We start from the raw sequence: 19,422 nt of genomic DNA, 5'->3' as shown, positions 1-19,422 counted from the left end.
CCGTCAGGGCGGGATGATCAGCCGGCCACGCGTTCGCGGACCGACCGCGGGCGCATGTCGGTCCACACGGTCTCGATGTGCTGCAGGCACTCCTGCTTCGTGCCGCTGGTGCCGGTGGCGGTCCAGCCGTCCGGGAGGTCGCGGCCGGCGAACCAGATCGAGTACTGGTCCTGTTCGTTCACCACGACCTGGAAGACGGTGTCCGCGTCGTCGATGCCCATCTGTTCCTCTTTCCTCGTGGGATTTCCGGATTCGCCTGGGTGGGTCAGCCGAGCTGCCGCAACAGCTGCTCGACCTCGTGGTCGCTCATGCCGGCGAGTTGCCCGCGCACAGCTCCGGCCTTGGTGGCGGACCGGTCCCGCTGAGCTGCCTGCACCGCGGTGACGGCTTCGGCGAGACCGGCGGCGGTGGGCCGGGCGAAGAAGTCGCGCACCGGGACGAGGACTCCGAGCTCGTTCTGGACGCGGCCGATGACCTTCGCCGCGAGCAGGGAGTGCCCACCGAGTGCGAAGAAGTCGGCGTGCACGCCGAAACCGCGCACCGGCAGAACTTGGTGGAGCACGGCCATCACAGCTTGTTCGGTGCGGTTGCGCGGCGCCGTGTCGTCCAGCTTGCCCAGCAGCGCGGGGCCCCGAAGCGCGGACAGCACGGCGCGGTCAAGCGTGCCGTCGGCCAGCAGGGGCAAGGCGTCGAGCGTGCCGTACAGGGCCGGCACCTCGTGTGGTGCCAGTGCGGAGGCGGCCGCGGCGCGTACGGTGTCGGCGAACTCTTCGCGTTCGCGGGGGTTCGTGCCCGCGAGCGCTGGTTCCAGCACCAGCCAGCCGACGAGCTTGGTCTCACCGCCGCTCTCCCCCGGCACGACCGCCGCGGCACGCACACCGTCCACACTGGACAGGAATTCTTCGATGCGCCGGGGTGAGACCACTTGGTCTCCGATCGCGACGCGGTCGTCGGCGTAGCCGACCTCCTCCAGCTCACCGGCTGCGGTGTAGCGGCACAGCACGCCCGTGCCGCGTTCCAGGCCCGCGACGAGGAGTTGTCCCGTCGTGCCGACGGCGGCGGGCGCGCCGGTGGGGTCGAGCACCCGCCGGGTCGCTCCCGGCAAGGGTGCTCCGAGCCGGCGCAGGCGCGCGGATGCAGCTGCGACGAGGCCGGCGGGCATGGCGGTGCCGGCGATCTCGCGCCAGAACAGCACCTCCCTGCCGGTGCGCTCCAGTGCCTGGCCCAGGTCGTCCGGGAGCGCCGCACCGCGGCACACCAGACGCACACCGGGCGGAGCCGTCCAGTTGCCGATCAGGACCTTTCGCCACGTCGGGGCGGTCGCCATCGCCACGGAGCCGCTCGCCGACCCGTCGGGTGAAAACACCAGGACCGCACCGAAGGCCAGTGGCAGCAACAACTCCACTGGGTGTGGCGGGACGTCACCCACGAGCATCACGCTGTCCTGCGAGGACAGTCGCAGCCGCTCGGCGACAGCGGTGACAGCGGCCGCGAGGTGCCGGTGCGACAGCACAGCCGTGTCGGGCGAATCTGGCGACTCCAGCCGCCAGCAGGGTAGATCGGGCGCGTGACGGCCGTGCGGTTCCGGATCGAACCTGGGGCCGGTGGTGACGGACCAGCCGTCCGGCTCGTCCTCATCCACGCGGACGAGAACGCCGGTGCGGTCGGGACGTCTGCCATAGGCCACGACGCCGCCCACCTCGAAGGCCGCGAGCACCACGGCCACCAGATCGGCCGAAGGTGTCGGCGTGACGGTGACGACGGTGCCGGGCGGTACGCCTTCGGCGCGCAACCGCTCGGCGAGTGCACCGGCGCGGGAACGCAGTTCGGCGTGGGTCCAGTCGCGCGTTCCGTCGGAGACGGCCGTGAGGCCGCCGTCTCGGGCGGCGAGGAGGGCGAGCACGTCGTCCGGGCAGTCGAGCTGCGGGCCGTGTGCCCACTGTTCGATGGCGGCGAGTCCGGCGTCGTCGGCCGCGGGGAGTGCGGCTACGGGTGAACGCGGCCGGTCGCGGACTGCTGCGAGCACGTCGAGGTAGCGGTCGAGCAGCAGTCGTGCGGTCTCGGTGTTGTAGAGGTCGCGGTCGTGGTCCAGGCGCAGCAGCAGTCCGTCGCCCTCGGGCAGCACGGTCAGCCAGAGGTCGAACTTCGCCGCACCGTTGTCCAAGTCGACCGGTGCGAGGCTGAGGCCGGGCAGCTGCAGGTCGACACCGGGCGTGTTCTGGAAAGAGAACATGACGTCGAACAAGGGGTTGCGGTCCAGTGCCCGTGCCTGCCCCACCGCCTCGACGAGCCGGTCGAACGGCATCTGCTGGTGGGAGAAGGCGCTGAGGCAGGTCTCCCGCACCGCACCGACCACGTCGCCGAAGTCGCCCGTCATCGGCAGGCGGGTGCGCAGCACCAGCGTGTTCGCGAAGAAGCCGATCACCTTTTCGGCGTCGGGGTGGTGACGGCCCGCCACCGGTGTGCCGACGGCGATGTCGGACTGTCCGGTCACCCGTGCCAAGGTGGCCTTGAACGCGGCCAGCAGCACCATGAACAGCGTGGCGTCGCGCTCCTGCGTCAGGACCGCCAGCGCGGCCACCTCGCCCGCGCTCAGCGACGCCTCCACCCGCGCGCCTGCCGCGCGACGGTGCACGCTGCCCCTGGGGCGGTCCACCGGCAGGTTCAGCGGGGTGGTGCCGGCGAGTTCCCGCTGCCAGTGCGCGGTGAGGTCGCGGAGCCGATCACCGGCGAGCGACTCCTGCTGCCAGGCGACGTAGTCGGCGTACTGGATCGGCGGTTCGGGCAACGTCGCCGCGCGGCCGTCGAGCTGGGCGGCGTAGGCGCGGGCGAGGTCGGCGTAGAAGATCTCGGTCGACCACCCGTCGCAGACCACGTGGTGCACGACGGTGACCAGGGTGTGGCGCTGCTGCGACTCGCGGACCAGCACCACTCTGACCAGTGGCGGTTCGTCCAGGACGAACGGTTTTTCCGCCTGCTCCCTGGCCAGTGCGCGCAGCCGTGCCCCGGCCTGCGCCGGGGGGACTGCGGAGAAATCCACGATCGGCAGCGACACCAGCGCCTCGGGCACCACGAGCTGGTGCGGTTCGCCGTCGACCAGACCGATACCGGTGCGCAGGCTCTCATGAGCGGCCACCACGGCGTTGAGGGCACGCTGGAGCAGGACGGTGTCGAGCGTGCCGGTCAAGCTGACGGCGCTCACCACGTTGTAGGCGGAGTTGGAGCTTTCCTCCAGCTGGCAGAGGAACCACAGCTGGCGCTGCGCCGGCGCCGCGGGCAGGACGTAGTAGGCGCTGTAGTCGCGCACCGGCCCGCTGCCGACGCCGCCCACGTAGGACGAGCTGCTCACCTGGTGTTCCCTTCGCCGCACAGCTCGGTCTCGATGAGAGCGACGACTTCGCGCTCGTGGTCGCGGACGAAGAAGTGCCCGCCGTCGAAGTCGGTGACCGTGCACACCCGCGAGGTGTGCGTGCCCCAGCCCGAGTCGCCCGCGACCTCCACCTGGTGGTCCTGCCGGCCGCGCAGCAGGTGGATCGCCACCGGCAGCGGTGGTTCCGGCCGGTAGGTGTACCTTTCGGCGGCGCCCAGGTCCGCGCGGATCGTCGGCAGCATCAGGTCGATCAGCCCTGGGTACTCGAACGCCTCCGGGTCCAGGCCGTCGGTGGTCCTGAGCCAGGCGACGAGGTCTTCGCGGGGCAGGTCGTGGACGCGTTCGAAGTCGACGATGTCCGGCGCCTCACACCCAGCCACGAACAGGGCTTCGGGTAGGGGGAGCTCCCGCCGACGCAGTTCGCGGGCCACTTCGAAGGCGACCAGCGCGCCCATGCTGTGGCCGTAGAGGGCATAGGGCCGCTCGGTCACGTCCACCAAGGCGCCCGCGAGCGAGCCCACCAGTTCCGTGAGGTCGTCGATGGCGGGTTCGGCGAAACGTCGTTCCCGTCCGGGCAACCGCGCCGCGGACACCCGCAGCCGGTCGGTGTGCTGCTGCCAGGTGCCGAAGGCGGAGCCACCGCCGCCAGCGTGCGGGAAGCACACCAGCTCGTAGGCCGGGGCCGGCACCTCGGCGAAGGACATCAACCAGGTCGACCTGGCGTTGGCCGCGCGCACGCGCACCTCCATCGGAAGACGATCGCTCGGACGGGAAACTGATTCCGGATTCGGACGTCGAACACAGGCGGGTGACGACCCCGTTTCACAATCGCCAACCCGGTGCAATCAATGCTTACCAGCAACGCAGGTGGGCACGTCAAGCAATTCCGAAAAGGCGAGAGAAGCCGAATACGCAGGTGATACCACCCCGAGAGGGAGCACCTTTACATTCAGGTGGGCAGCCCGGCGTAAATCGCCATGCGCTATTCAGGGACCGCGCGAAAGCAAGCCGAACCCGCGCGACGCGAGCAGCGAGGAGTCCGCACATGCCCTTGGCCGGCCGAAGCACGCTGGTGCACGTTCTGCTCGACCACGTGGCAGATCACGGAGACCAGCGAGCGTACGAGTACCTGCACGACGACGGCCGCGTGGAGGAGATCACGTACCGGGAATTGTTCGCGCGGGCCCGCACGGCCGCGCACCGGCTGCGTGCCGAGAACACCGGCGGTGGTCCGGCGCTGCTGCTGTACCCGCCGGGCCTGGATTTCGTGGTCGCGGTCTGGGCCTGTTTCCTCGCCGGCGTTCCCGCAGTGCCCGCCTATCCCCCGCTGTTCGGTCCGGCGGACCGGATCACGCGGCGGTTCGCGCGCGTCCTGGCCGATTCGCGGGCGACGGTGCTGATGGCGGACCCCGTCGTGCTCGGCGTGCTGAAGGCGTTCCCCGACCTCCCACCGCTGCCGCCGGTGGTGCCGCTCGACGGCCCCGAGATCACCGATGACCTCGCTCTGCCCGCGCCCGGTGATGTCGCGCTGGTGCAGTACACCTCCGGCAGCACGAACCAGCCCAAGGGTGTCGTGCTGGAGCACGGCAACCTGATTGCCAACGTGCGAGCGATCAGTGAGGTGTTCACCCTCGACGACGACACCAACGTGGTGTCCTGGCTGCCTCCATATCACGACATGGGCCTCATCGGCTTCATCCTCACCCCCGTGCACGGCCGTTTTCCGGTGCGCCTGATGTCGCCGGTGCACTTCCTGCGCAACCCCCTGGACTGGTTGCGGCAGGTGAGCGAGCTGCGCGCCACGCACACCGGCGGACCGAACTTCGCCTACGACCTGTGCGTGCGCCGCGCCCGTACCGCCGATCTGTCCGATGTGGACCTGAGCAGCTGGCGGCTCGCGTTCAACGGCGCGGAGCCGATCCGGCCCAGGACGCTCACGGCGTTCGCCGAACGGTTCGCTGCCCACGGTTTCCGCGAGTCGGCCTTCCTGCCGTGCTACGGCCTGGCGGAAGCAACGCTGATCGTGACGGGGCACCACTGGTCGCCCTCCAGCGGCGTCGACGCGCACAACCGGGTGGACTGCGGGCCGGTCATCGCCGGCCACGAACTCGCAGTGGTGTCACCGGACGCGACCCGCGTGCGGGAAGGCGAGGAGGGCGAGCTCTGGCTGCGCGGACCGAGCATCAGCCGCGGCTACTGGAACGACACCGGTCAGACCGAGGACGAACTGTTCGGCGAGCTGGACGGGAACCGCTACCTGCGCACGGGCGACCTCGGCTACCTGCGCGACGGGCACCTGTTCGTGACCGGCAGGAGCAAGGACGTGGTGATCCAGAACGGCGTCAACCACCACGCACACGACCTGGAGGCCGCCGCGGTGGACGACGAGCCCGCGCTGCGGCCCACCGCGGCGGCGTTCTCGGTCGAAGGCGACCACGAGGAGGTCGTGCTCGTCGTCGAGACCGCCACTCGCGACGTCGACGCAGAAGCCGTGGCGGCACGGGTCCGCGAGCGTGTCCTGGCGGCAACGGGCGCCCGCGTGGACACCGTCGTTCTGTGCCCGCCGCGGGCAATCCCGCGCACGACCAGCGGCAAGGTGCAGCGCAACCTCACGCGGACCCGTTACGTGGCGGGCGAGCTGAACGGCCGTCTCGTCGGCCGGACCGGCACCTCCGCGGTCGCGGAGTCGGACACGGTCGAACAGTTCCTCGCCTCGGTGTTCGCGGCGGTGTGCGAGGTGCCCGAATGCCCGCCCACACAACAGCTCAGCGCGATCGGCGGCGACTCCATCCGGGCCGCCGAGATCGCGGCGGTGACCGAGGAGGCGCTGACGCTGCCGGTCCCGGTCGACGCCGTGCTGAGCACCCAATCGCCCCGTGCGCTAACTGCGCACCTCCTGGCCGTGTGGGCCCAGGAGGGGATCACGGGCGCCAAGGTCGTCGACCGGATCGGTGCGCTCTCCGCAGACGGACCAGCTTCGCGACCGTGACGAGGAAAGGACACCAGTTCGTTGGACACCTTGCTGATCACCCCAGTTGACGTGCTCGCGGTCATCGAGAGGGTCGGCCGCACCGAGCTGATGGGCCGGATCATCAGCCGGCTGCACCAGGGGCTCGCGCGGTCGCACGCGGAGGGCCGGGAACCGTCACCGCCGCGGGGTGGTTTCGTGCGCCAGGACCCGTTGCCCGGCGTCACGGAGTGGATGCCGCACCACGACGTCGGTGAGTCGATCACCATCAAGACGATCTCCTACAGCCCGGCCAACCCGCGCAAGTTCGGTCTCCCCACGATCACCGGCACCGTCGCCCGCTTCGACGACAAGACCGGAACGATGATCGCGCTGGCGGACGGCGTGGTGCTGACCGCGATGCGCACCGGTGCGGCATCGGCGGTCGCCTCGCGCATCCTGGCGCACCCGGACAGCTCGACGGTGGGGTTGATCGGCACCGGCACCCAGGCGGTGACGCAGCTGCACGCGCTGAGCCTCGTGCTGCCGATCCGCCGTGCCCTGGTGTGGGACCTCGATCCCGGGCACAGCACGAGCCTCGCCCGCCGGACCGACTTCCTGGGCATCGACGTGGTCCAGTCCGATCCGCAGACCATCCTCGCCGAGTCGGACGTCATCACGACCGCCACTTCGGTCGGCGTCGGGGAGGGCCCGGTCGTGCCCGACGGCGCCTGCCGTCCCCATCTGCACCTCAATGCCGTCGGCTCAGACCTGATCGGCAAGACCGAGCTGCCCAAGTCGCTGCTGGAACGCGCGCTGGTCATCCCGGACCACCCGGCGCAGGCACTGATGGAGGGCGAGTGCCAGCAGCTGACGTCCGATCAGATCGGCCCCGGTCTCGCGGTTCTGTGCCATGACCCGGCGGCCTACCGGCACGCGCGCGAGACCCTGACCGTCTTCGACTCGACGGGGTTTGCTCTGGAGGACCACCTGGCCCTCGACACGTTCATCGAGGCGGCGCTCGAAGCCGGTGTGGGCTCGAGGGTGAGCCTGGAGTACCAGCCCGCCGATCCTCTCGACCCCTACTCGCAGCACGTCGGTTCCTCCGCGCCCGCCGCGCGGGTCGCCGAAGGCCGCTGAGGCCGCGCCGGACATCTGCGAGGAAGGTGCGATGAATCCGTTCGACCGTGTCGACAGCGAGTTCTGGGTTCTGGTCGACGACGAGGGCAGGCACTCCCTGTGGCCTGACGGACTGGCCGTGCCCGCGGGGTGGCGCGTCGCGTTCGGCCCTGCGACGCGACAGGCCTGCGAGGAACACGTCGAGTGCTACTGGACTGATATGCGCCCCAGTGTGCTCAGCCACCGGGGCGGCACTGCGGCGCCGCGTTCGGTGGCGGCCCTGTTCGAGCAACGGGTCCGCAGCGATCCCGGTGCGACCGCGTTGCTGTTCGAGGACGTCGAGCTGACCTACGAGGACTTGGACCGCCGGGCGACCCGGTTCGCTCATCGCCTGATCGCCGCCGCGATCGGTCCGGAGAGCGTGGTGGCCTTCGTGCTGCCGCGGGGCGTGGAGTTGATCGTGGCCATGCTCGGGGTGTTCAAGGCGGGCGCGGCCTATCTGCCGGTCGACCCGGAGTACCCGGACACGCGCGTGCGGGACATGCTCGCCGCCTGCTCACCGCACGCCGTGATCACCACCGTCGAACGGTTCGAGCGCCTCGGCCCGTTCGAAGGCCAGCAGGTCCTGGTCGACGATCCCGACTTCGTGAGATCGGTGGTGGAGGCGGCGGAGCACGCGATCACCGATGCGGACCGGATCGCGCCCGTGCGCTTGGAGAGTCCGGCCTACGTGGTGTTCACCTCCGGCTCGACCGGTACGCCGAAGGCGATCTGCATGACGGTGGGCGGCTTGGCCAACCTCCTCGACTGGCACTGCGCGGCACTGCCGGCGCCGGTCGGCACGAGGACCGCCCAGTTCACGGCGATCGGGTTCGACTTCTCCGTCGAGGAGATCCTGTCCACCTTGTTGCTGGGCAAGACCCTCGTGCTGCCGACCGAGGAACTGCGGCGCGACCTGCATTCCTTCGTGGACTGGATCGACCGCCGGCAGATCCATGAGCTGTACGCACCCACGGCCGTGCTCGATGCCTTGTTCTCCGCGGCTGTCGACCGGGGCAGTGATCTGCGGTCGTTGCGGGACGTCTTCCAGGGCGGGGAGGCGTTGCACGTCGACGGCTGCATCCGGGAGTTCGGCCGGCGCAGCGGGTTCCGCCTGCACAACGTCTACGGCCCGGCCGAGGTCAACGTGGTGACGTTCTGGACGGCTCCCGAGGACGTCCAGGCCTGGCCCGCCGTCGCACCGCTGGGCCCGATCATCCCCGGGGTGCAGGCGCACGTGCTGGACGAGCGGCTGCTGCCCGTGCCGCCCGGTGTGGTCGGTGAGCTGTACGTCGGTGGCGCCCAGGTCGCCCGCGGTTACTGGAACCGGCCGGGCCTGACGGCGGCGCGGTTCGTGGCCGACCCCACAGGTGTGACCGGCGGACGCGTGTACCGCACCGGAGATCTGGTGCGGTGGAACGAACAGCGGCAGTTGGAGTTCCTCGGCCGGTCCGACGACCAGGTCAAGATCCGCGGTTTCCGGGTGGAGCCGGGTGAGGTGGAGGCGGCGCTGCTGCTGCACCCCGGTGTCGCCCAGGCCGCGGTGCTCGCGCGGTCTGGCGCACGCGGTGCGGAGCTCGTGGCCTACGTGGTGGGCGAGGTCGCGGTGGAGGAGTTGCGGCGGTTCCTCTCGCAGCGCGTGCCCTCGCACCACGTGCCGGCGCGATTCGTCCGTGTGGAGTCGTTGGCGCGCACGGTCAACGGCAAGGTCGACCACGCCGCTCTGCCGGAGCCGGACGAGACCTCTGCCGGACGCGCCCCGGCGACGGAGTCCGAACGCGCGCTGTGCGTGCTGTTCGGCGAGTTGCTCGGTGAGACCGAGTACGGGGCCGACGACGACTTCTTCGCCCGTGGCGGCAACTCGTTGCTGGCGGTGAAGCTCCTCAACCGCGTGCGGTCGGAGTTCGCGGTGCCGGTGGCCATGCAGACCGTGTTCGACAACCCCACGCCCCAGGAGCTGGCTGCGGCCCTGGGCACCTCCCACACCCAGCAAGGAGAACACAGGTGACGAACATGCTGCTGCGTCTCGCCTACGAGGTGCAGCACCGGCTGCCGTTCAACATCTCCCCGTCGACCGTGCCGGACGACCGGCTCGTCCAGCTGGTCGAGGGCCCCGGCGCGCTGCCTCCCGGCAGGGCACTCGACCTCGGGTGCGGTCCCGGGCGCAATTCCGTCTACCTCGCTCGCAACGGGTGGGACGTCACCGGCGTCGAGCTCGTGGGGCATGCCGTGCGCCGCGCTCGCCGCCGGGCCGCCGACGCACGGGTGGCGGTCCGCTTCCTGCACGGAGACGTGACCAAGCTGTCCGAGCTCGGGGTGGGCGGCGGCTACTCGCTGGTCGTGGACGCGGGCTGCTACCACGCGTTGCCGGTCGAGCTGCGCGCCGACTACGTGCGCGAGGTGACGGCGGCGGCCGCGCCGGGGGCGTTGATGATCCTCATCGCCTTCGAACAGCAGAACACCAAGGGCTGGGACGTCAGCGAGGACGAGGTGGCGTCGGCCTTCACCGGCTGGGAGATCACCTCGCGTGCGGCGGTGCCGGTGGCCGAGATCGTGCGCTACGTCGATGGACCGGCTTTCGCCAAACGCCCCTTGGTCAACGGGACCTACCGGGCGCGTCGCTACGAGCTGCGCAGGTCGACCACCTCCGCCTGACCCCACCGAACCGAGCGATCGAGGAGCTTCACCGTGGGCGACATGGCCAACAGCGGCCGGGAACTGGTCACCAGGTGGCGGGCCAGGGCCGCCACCGCGACGACCGAGGTCGACGTGCATCCCGCGCAGTTGGGGATCCGCATGTTCGAGCAGATCCATCCCGGCACGGCGGTCAACGTGCTGTCGTTCGTCGGGTCCGTGCGCGGGCCGCTCGACGAGCGGCTGCTGCGCGCGGCGCTGGCCACGCTCGCGGAGCGGCACTCGGTGCTGCGCAGTTGTTTCAGCGCCACCGAACCCGTGCGCAGAATCGCCGAGGACTCGGTGCCCGTGCCGCTGGAGGTCGTGGACCTGACCTCACTGCCGGCGGAGCAGCGCAGGGACGCGGCGCTCGCCCAGGCCGAGGAGCGGGCGGCTCGTCCGATGGATCTGACGACCGCTCCGCTGTGGCGGGTGACGGTGTGGCGGGTGGACGAGCGGGAGTCGGTTCTGCAGCTCGTCGCCCATCACATCATCGCCGACGGCTGGTCGCTCGGTGTCTTCCTGCACGAGTTGTCGGTCCTCTACGGCGGGGGCGTGCTTCCGCCGGCCCAGCCGTTGCCGCCGCCGGCCGTGCCCACCACGGAGGACGACCTGCGGTACTGGCGGGATCGGCTGCGAGGCCACGCGGCCGCCGAGGTGCCGACGGACCGGCCTCGTGCCGGGCGGCCTCGGTTCGCGTCGGCGGCGGTACCGGTGTCGCTCGGACCGGACGCGGTGAAACGGATCAGGAACCTGGCTGCGCAGGAGGGTGCCACTCCGTTCATGGTGCTGCTCTCGGCGCTGCACCTGGTCGTGTCGGCGGTGTCGGGCCGGTCCGACGTGGCTGTCGGGTCACCTGCGAGGACCCGCGAGCGTCAGCGTGCGCCCATGGCTCTCGGCCCGTTGGTCAACATGTTGGTGCTGCGGACTGATTCGGCGGGGCTCGGCACAGGGCGGGACCTTCTGAGGGCGGTGCGCGACACCTGTCTGGGGGCGTATCGGCACGCGCACACACCGTTCGAAGCCGTGGCGGGCCAGGCCGAGACCGGTGGCGCACCGCCGTTCCGCGTGCTGTGCGTGTTGCAGGACGAGATGCCCGCGTTCACCTTCGGCGGGTCACCGCTGGAGCCGTTGGTGCGGGCGCCCGCATCGGTGCAGCACGACTGGGAGCTGTACCTGTGGCTGCGCGAGGACGGCGTGGCCGGTTTCCTCGGCTACGACAGCGATCTGTACGACAAGGCGACTGCTCGGCTGATGGCCGACAGGTTCGCGTTGGCGCTCGAACTCCTGACCCGTGAGCCGGACACCGCTCTGGCGGATCTGGATGTGCGCACGGCGGCGGAGCGGGCGCGGCTGGCCGCTCTGTCCACCGGTGCGCCGATCGCGATGCCGGACGTGTGCGTGCATGAACTGGTCGAGCAGCAGGTGGATCGCACGCCCGATGCGCTGGCCCTGATCGCCGCGGATGCCGAACTCACCTACCGGGAGCTCGACGAGCGCGCCAACCGCGTCGCTCACCACCTGCGGGGCTTGGGAGTGGGCCCGGAGACCCGTGTCGGTGTCTGCCTGCCGCGCACCGGCGACCTCATCACAGTGATCTTGGGCGTGCTCAAGGCCGGGGGCAGCTACGTGCCCATCGACCCCGCTTACCCGGCAGAGCGCGTCAGCCACATCGTCAGCGACTCCAACGCCCACGTCCTGGTCGCGGCGAACGACGTGCACACCACCGGCACCGTCATCGCACCGGATTCATTCGACGGCCCCACGTCACGACCGGCGAACCAGGCCTCGCCCGACAACCTCGCCTACACCATCTACACGTCCGGTTCCACCGGCCGCCCCAAGGGCGTCATGATCGAGCACCGCCAAACCGCCGCCATGCTCACCTGGGCGGTGCAGACCTTCAGCCCCGCCGAACTGGCCCACACCCTCGCCTCGACCTCGATCTGCTTCGACCTGTCGATCTACGAGATCTTCACACCGCTCATCGCCGGCGCCACCGTCACCCTGACCCCCAACAACGCGCTCGACCTCATCCACGACCCACAGCGCTACCGGCACATCACCCTCATCAACACCGTCCCCTCCATCGCACAAGAACTGCTGGCCACGAACTCCATCCCGCCCAACGCACACACGATGAACCTCGCGGGCGAACCACTACCACCCACCCTCGTGGCACGACTGCACCAGCACCCCACCATCAAGACCCTGCACAACCTCTACGGACCCAGCGAAGACACCACCTACAGCACCCACGCCATCACCAAGCCTCAAGATCGCCGGACCCCCATCGGCGTTCCGCTCCCCGGGACCACCGCACACATCCTCGACTCGGCGCTGCGGCCACTCCCCCTGGGCGCGATCGGCGAGCTCTACCTCGCCGGACACGGCATCACCCGCGGCTACCACGACCAACCACACCTCACCGCCGACCGCTACCTCCCCGACCCCCACCTGCCGTCACAACGGCTCTACCGCACCGGCGACCTCGCACGCTGGCGCACCGACGGACAACTCGACTACCACGGCCGCACCGACAACCAAACCAAGATCCGCGGCCACCGCATCGAACCCGGCGAAATCGAGACCACCCTGCACCAGCACCCCGGTGTCACCGACACCGCCGTCGCCCTTCACCACCAGGGCGACCACCCCCAGCTGGTCGCCTACATCACCGCCGATCGCGCCACGTCGGCCGCCGACGTCACGGCCTGGCTCCGCACCCGCCTACCCGAGCACCTCGTCCCGCACCACGTCGTTCAGCTCGACCGGCTCCCCCGCACCCCCAACGGCAAGATCGACCGCAACGCGCTGCCGCGACCGACCTCCGGCGGGCGGAAGACACCGCCCACCACCCCCGACGAAGTGCTCGTCGCACGGATCTGGCGCGACCTGCTGGAGCAGGAGCAGGTCGGCACCGAGGACAACTTCTTCACCCTCGGTGGACACTCGCTGCTGGCCACCCGCTTGGTCCACCAACTGGCGGCGGAGCTCGGGACGGACGTACCCCTGCGGCTCGTGTTCGACCACCCCACCCTCGGCGAGCTCGCCCGTCACCTCCCCCGGCAGGACGGCATCGCCCCGATCCCGCGGGCGCCACGGGCCGAGCACGAGGACGGAACGGTGACCGTGCCGGCGTCGACCGGTCAGCAGCGGCTGTGGTTCCTGTGCGGACTGGATCCGGACGCCAATCTCGCGTACCACATCACCGGGGCAGCCCGGATCGTCGGCGAGCTGGACGAGGAGGCGCTGCGAGGCGCACTGCGCGCGGTGGCTCTACGGCACGAGGCTCTGCGCACGACTCTGCGGCTCGTGGACGGCGAACTCGTCCAGGTTGTGCACCCGTCGTGGGAGGAGCAGCCGACGAGCACGGAGTCCACAGTGGACGCCGTGGTGGCAGAGTGGGCGCGGAGCACCACCGACCTCGACCGTGGACCGCTGTTCCGGGCGCGGGTGGTGCGTCGCGGTGAACGCGAGCACGTGCTGCTGGTGTCCTTGCACCACGCCATCGCCGACGGCTGGTCGGTGAACCTGCTGCTGCGCGAGATCGCCGAGTGCTACACCGCTCTGGCCGCGGGTCGCGAACCGCTGCCGCCGGCCGAGGTCCAGTACGGCGACGTGGCGGCGTGGGAGCAGGCCACCGCCGACGACGAGGACGACCTCGCCTACTGGGACGAGAAGCTCAGCGGCGCCACCGCGCTGGACCTGCCGACCGACAAGCCCCGGCCGGCGCACCAAAGCCATCGCGGAGCCGCTTTGCCGTTGTCGCTGCCGGTGAGCCCGGTCGAACAGCTCGCCCGGTCCACCGGCACCACGCCGTTCGCCGTGCTCGCCACGGCGCTGGCGATCGTGCTCGGCAAGGCCAGCGGTCAGGACGACGTCACGATCGGCATCACCACCGCGCGGCGTTCGCACCCGGATACCCGGGGCGTCGTGGGATTCCTGGCGAACAGCCTTCCGCTGCGGCTTGCGACCGGAGGCCGGCGAACCCTAGCCGAGGCACTGGCCGACACACATCACGCGCTCGGTGAAGCACACAGCCACGACGTGCCGTTCGAGCGTCTCGTACAGCGCGTGCGCCCGGAACGCGACCAGTCCAGGGCGCCGCTGTTCCAGGTCATGCTCGCGCTCGACGCGGAGCCACCGCGGCACCTCGACATCCCGGGTCTCGAGTTCGAGCGCTGCGACCTGCCGCCGTCGGGCACGCAGTTCGACCTGTCGCTGCACCTCGAGCAGCGGACCGACCACATCGGCGGGAGCCTAACCTACAACACGGACCTGTTCGAGGAGCCGACCGCGCGCCTCATCGCCGACCGCATCGCCCTTGTCGTGCACCGGATGACCACTGCGCCGGATGACGTCGTCGCGGATCTGGACGTGCGCACCGACGCGGAACGGGCACGGCTGGCCGAACTGTCGACCGGCGCGCCGATCACGGTTCCCGAGCTGTGCGTGCACGAACTGGTCGAGCAGCAGGTGGATCGCACGCCCGATGCGCTGGCCCTGATCGCCGCGGATGCCGAACTCACCTACCGGGAGCTCGACGAGCGCGCCAACCGCGTCGCTCACCACCTGCGGGGTCTGGGAGTGGGCCCGGAGACCCGTGTCGGTGTCTGCCTGCCGCGCACCACCGATCTCATCGTCACTATCCTCGGCGTTCTCAAAGCCGGCGGCAGCTACGTTCCCATCGACCCGGCCTACCCCGCCGAACGCATCAACCACATCGTCGACGACTCCAACGCCCACGTCCTGGTCGCGGCGAACGACGTGCACACCACCGGCACCGTCATCGCACCGGACTCGTTCGACGGCCCCACATCACGACCGGCGAACCAGGCCTCGCCCGACAACCTCGCCTACACCATCTACACCTCGGGCTCCACCGGCCGCCCCAAAGGCGTCATGATCGAGCACCGCCAAACCGCCGCCATGCTCACGTGGGCGTCCGAGGCGTTCACCCGCGACCAGCTCGGCCAGACGCTCGCGTCGACCTCGATCTGCTTCGACCTGTCGATCTACGAAATCTTCACACCGCTCATCGTCGGGGCCACGATGACGCTTGCCCCGAACAACGCGCTCGACCTGGTTCACGACCCGCAGCGCTACCGGCACATCACGCTCATCAACACCGTGCCCTCCGTGGCACAAGAACTGCTGGCCACCGATTCGTTCCCGCCGAAGGCCCACACGCTCAACCTCGCGGGTGAACCGCTCTCCCCCGACCTGGTGGCGCGACTGCACCAGCACCCCACCATCAAGGCCCTGCACAACCTCTACGGCCCCAGCGAAGACACCACCTACAGCACCCACGCCATCACCAAGCCTCAAGATCGCCGGACCCCCATCGGCGTTCCGCTCCCCGGGACCACCGCACACGTCCTCGACTCTCGACTGCGCCCGCTCCCCCTGGGCGCGATCGGCGAGCTCTACCTCGCCGGACACGGCATCACCCGCGGCTACCACGACCAACCGGAACTCACGGCCGCGCGTTACCTGCCGGATCCCGATCAGCCGTCGCAACGGCTGTACCGCACCGGCGACCTGGCGCGCTGGCGCACCGACGGACAACTCGACTACCACGGCCGCACCGACAACCAAACCAAGATCCGCGGCCACCGCATCGAACCCGGCGAAATCGAGACCACGCTGCGCCGCCACCCCCGCATCACCGACGTCACCGTCACCACCCGTCGTGACCAGCTCGTCGCCTACATCACCACCAGCGAATCCACGGCCACGGAGGAGATCACCACGTGGCTGCGCACCCGGCTTCCGGAACATCTCGTCCCCGGCACGTTCGTCACCCTGGACCGGCTGCCCCGCACACCCAACGGGAAGATCGACCGCAACGCGTTGCCGGAACCGGGCCTCGACCAGGTGGCCGCGGGACACGCGCCGCGCACCGCCGCGGAGAAGCTCGTCGCGCGGGTCTGGTGCGAACTGCTCGAACTGGAGACCGTCACCACCGAGGACAACTTCTTCGCCCTCGGCGGACACTCGCTGCTCGCGACCAGGGTCACCCACCGGCTCTCCGCCGAGCTCCAAGCAGACGTACCGCTGCGGCTCCTCCTCGACCACCCCACGCTCGCCGATCTCGCCCGCGCACTGCCTGAGAACGGCCGACCGGAAGCCCTGCCGCTCACACCGAGGCGCGCCGCAGCCGACGGCTCCGTGGTCCTGCCCGCATCCTCCGGACAACGCAGGCTCTGGCTGCTGTGCCGACTGGACCCGCAAGCAGGTCTTGCCTACCAGATCACCGGCGCGGCCGAGATCAGCGGACCGCTCGACGTTGCGCTGTTGCGGGAGTCCCTGCGCAGGGCCGCCTTCCGGCACGAGAGCCTGCGCACTTCCGTGCGCGAGGTCGGCGAGGAGATCGTGCAGGTGATCTCGCCGGACCCCGTCGTACCCTTCGCCGAAGTCGACACGGCCGACTGGCAGGAGGTGGCGGCGCGGTTCGCGGACGAGCCGTTCGACCTCGCCCAAGGCCCGCTGTTCCGGGTGACCGTCGTGCACGCAGCCCACGACCGCCACATCCTGCTGTTGTCGATGCACCACGTGATCTCCGACGGCTGGTCGCTCGACGTGCTGCTGCGCGAGATCTCCGAGCATTACACCGCCCTCGCCGCCGACGGCGACGCACCGGTCCCGCCGCCCGGACGCGCGCAGTTCACCGATGTCGCCCAGTTCGCGGACAGCGTTGCTCAGGAGAACCTCGCGTTCTGGCGGGACCACCTGGCCGCAGCGCCGACCCTCGACGTCCCCACGGACCACCCGAGGCCGGCGCACCAGACCTACAACGGCACCGCCATCGCCGCACCTCTCGACACCGAGGTCGTGCACGAAGTGGCACGGACCTGGGGAACGACGACGTTCTCCGTCCTCGCCACGGCTTTCGCCATCGTGCTGGGCAGGCTCGCCGGGCAGCAGAGCGTCGTCATCGGCACGCCGAACGCCGCGCGGGAGCACCCGGAGTCCACCGGGGTCATCGGCTTCCTCGCCGACACGATCCCGCTTCACCTGCGCCTGCCGTCCGAGGGCACGCTCGCAGAGGCGCTGCGGGGTGTCGCGGAATCTGTTGTGGACGTTCTGCGCCGCGAGCACGTCTCGTTCGCGCATCTGGTGCAGGAACTGCGGCCGGAACGCGACCAGAGCCGCAGTCCTCTGTTCCAGGCGATGCTTGCCGTCAACGGGACACCGCCCGAGTACCGGTTGGCGCACAGCGAACTGCGCCCGGTGACGCTGCCTCGCCGGACCTCCCAGTTCGACCTGGTTCTGGAGGTGGACGAACGGCCTGACTCGATCACCGGCCGGCTGGTGTTCAACACAGACCTGTTCGAGGAACCGACTGCCCGCCTCATCGCCGACCGCGTCGCACTGGTCGTTCGTTTGATGGCCACCGAGCCGGATACCGCGCTGCCGGACCTCGATGTGCGCACCGACGCGGAACGGGCACGGCTGGCCGAACTGTCGACCGGCGCGGCGATCACGGTTCCCGAGCTGTGCGTGCACGAACTGGTCGAGCAGCAGGTGGATCGCACGCCCGATGCGCTGGCCCTGATCGCCGCGGATGCCGAACTCACCTACCGGGAGCTCGACGAGCGCGCCAACCGCGTCGCTCACCACCTGCGGGGTCTGGGAGTGGGCCCGGAGACCCGTGTCGGTGTCTGCCTGCCGCGCACCACCGATCTCATCGTCACTATCCTCGGCGTTCTCAAAGCCGGCGGCAGCTACGTTCCCATCGACCCGGCCTACCCCGCCGAACGCATCAACCACATCGTCGACGACTCCAACGCCCACGTCCTGGTCGCGGCGAACGACGTGCACACCACCGGCACCGTCATCGCACCGGATTCATTCGACGGCCCCACGTCACGACCGGCGAACCAGGCCTCGCCCGACAACCTCGCCTACACCATCTACACGTCCGGTTCCACCGGCCGCCCCAAGGGCGTCATGATCGAGCACCGCCAAACCGCCGCCATGCTCACCTGGGCGGTGCAGACCTTCAGCCCCGCCGAACTGGCCCACACCCTCGCCTCGACCTCGATCTGCTTCGACCTGTCGATCTACGAGATCTTCACACCGCTCATCGCCGGCGCCACCGTCACCCTGACCCCCAACAACGCGCTCGACCTCATCCACGACCCACAGCGCTACCGGCACATCACCCTCATCAACACCGTCCCCTCCATCGCACAAGAACTGCTGGCCACGAACTCCATCCCGCCCAACGCACACACGATGAACCTCGCGGGCGAACCACTACCACCCACCCTCGTGGCACGACTGCACCAGCACCCCACCATCAAGACCCTGCACAACCTCTACGGACCCAGCGAAGACACCACCTACAGCACCCACGCCATCACCGACCCGCTCGACCAACGGACCCCCATCGGCGTTCCGCTCCCCGGGACCACCGCACACATCCTCGACTCGGCGCTGCGGCCACTCCCCCTGGGCGCGATCGGCGAGCTCTACCTCGCCGGACACGGCATCACCCGCGGCTACCACGACCAACCACACCTCACCGCCGACCGCTACCTCCCCGGCCCCGGCCAACGCCTCTACCGCACCGGCGACCTCGCACGCTGGCGCACCGACGGACAACTCGACTACCACGGCCGCACCGACAACCAAACCAAGATCCGCGGCCACCGCATCGAACCCGGCGAAATCGAAGCCACGCTCCGGCGGCACGCCCACGTCACCGACGTCACCGTCACCACCAACGACCAGATCACCGCTTACGTCACCACCGACCGCCCGGTCGAGACAGGCGACATCCTCAGCTGGCTTCGAGCCACACTCCCGCACCACCTCGTCCCCGACCACGTGGTCCACCTCGAGCACCTGCCCAGAACTCCCAACGGCAAGATCGACCGCAGCGCGTTGCCGGCGCCGATGCCCAGCACCGCTGCGGACAACCGCCCGCCGACCACCACGGCCGAGAAGCTGGTGGCGGAGATCTGGGAAGACCTGTTGGAGCACAACGGGGTCGGTGCGAACGACAACTTCTTCGCGCTCGGCGGCCACTCGCTGCTGGCGAGCCGCGTGGTCAGCAGGCTGACCGCGCGCACCGGGACGCCACTGCCGTTGCGCGTGATCTTCGACCACCCGACCCTCGCCGACCTCGCCCGCCACCTGCCCGAGGTTTCCGCGGACGCGGCACCGACGGCCATCCCGCGCTTGCGCCGCACGTTGGGCGCCGACGGCCGATGAACGCCGAAACGGGCGGGCTCCTCAGGTCCGAGGAGCCCGCCCGTTTCGG

The 19,422-nt window shown here is 70.0% G+C and carries 8 protein-coding genes; 5 read left to right on the top strand and 3 right to left on the bottom strand.

Going from position 1 to position 19,422, the window contains the following annotated elements; all coding sequences use genetic code 11:
• Positions 1 to 17 precede the first annotated feature (17 nt).
• From V1227_RS04830 to V1227_RS04820, 3 genes are read right to left on the bottom strand one after another with little or no spacing between them, the layout of a single operon-like run.
• Positions 18 to 221, bottom strand: a complete 204-nt coding sequence (locus tag V1227_RS04830; protein ID WP_329791245.1) for an MbtH family protein — start codon at positions 219 to 221, stop codon at positions 18 to 20.
• A 44-nt stretch (positions 222 to 265) separates the two neighbouring features.
• The gene (locus V1227_RS04825) at positions 266 to 3,349 is read right to left on the bottom strand and encodes a condensation domain-containing protein (protein WP_329791244.1); all 3,084 of its coding nucleotides are present in this window, start codon (positions 3,347 to 3,349) and stop codon (positions 266 to 268) included.
• Entirely contained in the window at positions 3,346 to 4,119 is a 774-nt protein-coding gene (locus V1227_RS04820; protein WP_329791243.1) for a thioesterase II family protein, read from the bottom strand. Before V1227_RS04820 ends, V1227_RS04825 begins: the two co-directional genes overlap by 4 nt.
• 296 nt (positions 4,120 to 4,415) lie before the next feature.
• Here V1227_RS04820 and V1227_RS04815 point away from each other — a divergent pair, with 296 nt between their 5' ends.
• From V1227_RS04815 to V1227_RS04795, 5 genes are read left to right on the top strand one after another with little or no spacing between them, the layout of a single operon-like run.
• Positions 4,416 to 6,359 carry an AMP-binding protein gene (locus V1227_RS04815; protein ID WP_329791242.1) on the top strand — a complete coding sequence of 648 codons (1,944 nt, stop codon included), beginning with the start codon at positions 4,416 to 4,418 and terminating at the stop codon, positions 6,357 to 6,359.
• 21 nt (positions 6,360 to 6,380) lie between these two features.
• Positions 6,381 to 7,457, top strand: coding sequence for an ornithine cyclodeaminase family protein (locus V1227_RS04810; RefSeq protein WP_329791241.1), 1,077 nt, complete (start codon positions 6,381 to 6,383; stop codon positions 7,455 to 7,457).
• 31 nt (positions 7,458 to 7,488) lie between these two features.
• Entirely contained in the window at positions 7,489 to 9,483 is a 1,995-nt protein-coding gene (locus V1227_RS04805; RefSeq protein ID WP_329791240.1) for an amino acid adenylation domain-containing protein, read from the top strand.
• Between the two features lie 5 nt (positions 9,484 to 9,488).
• Positions 9,489 to 10,130, top strand: coding sequence for a class I SAM-dependent methyltransferase (locus tag V1227_RS04800; RefSeq protein ID WP_329793962.1), 642 nt, complete (start codon positions 9,489 to 9,491; stop codon positions 10,128 to 10,130).
• A 42-nt stretch (positions 10,131 to 10,172) separates the two neighbouring features.
• Positions 10,173 to 19,373, top strand: a complete 9,201-nt coding sequence (locus tag V1227_RS04795) for a non-ribosomal peptide synthetase (protein ID WP_329793961.1) — start codon at positions 10,173 to 10,175, stop codon at positions 19,371 to 19,373.
• The last annotated feature ends 49 nt before the right edge of the window (positions 19,374 to 19,422 follow it).

This window comes from Lentzea sp. DG1S-22 (assembly GCF_036321065.1).
GTDB classification, from domain to species: domain Bacteria; phylum Actinomycetota; class Actinomycetes; order Mycobacteriales; family Pseudonocardiaceae; genus Lentzea; species Lentzea jiangxiensis.
This window is presented reverse-complemented; position numbering and strand designations above follow the sequence as displayed.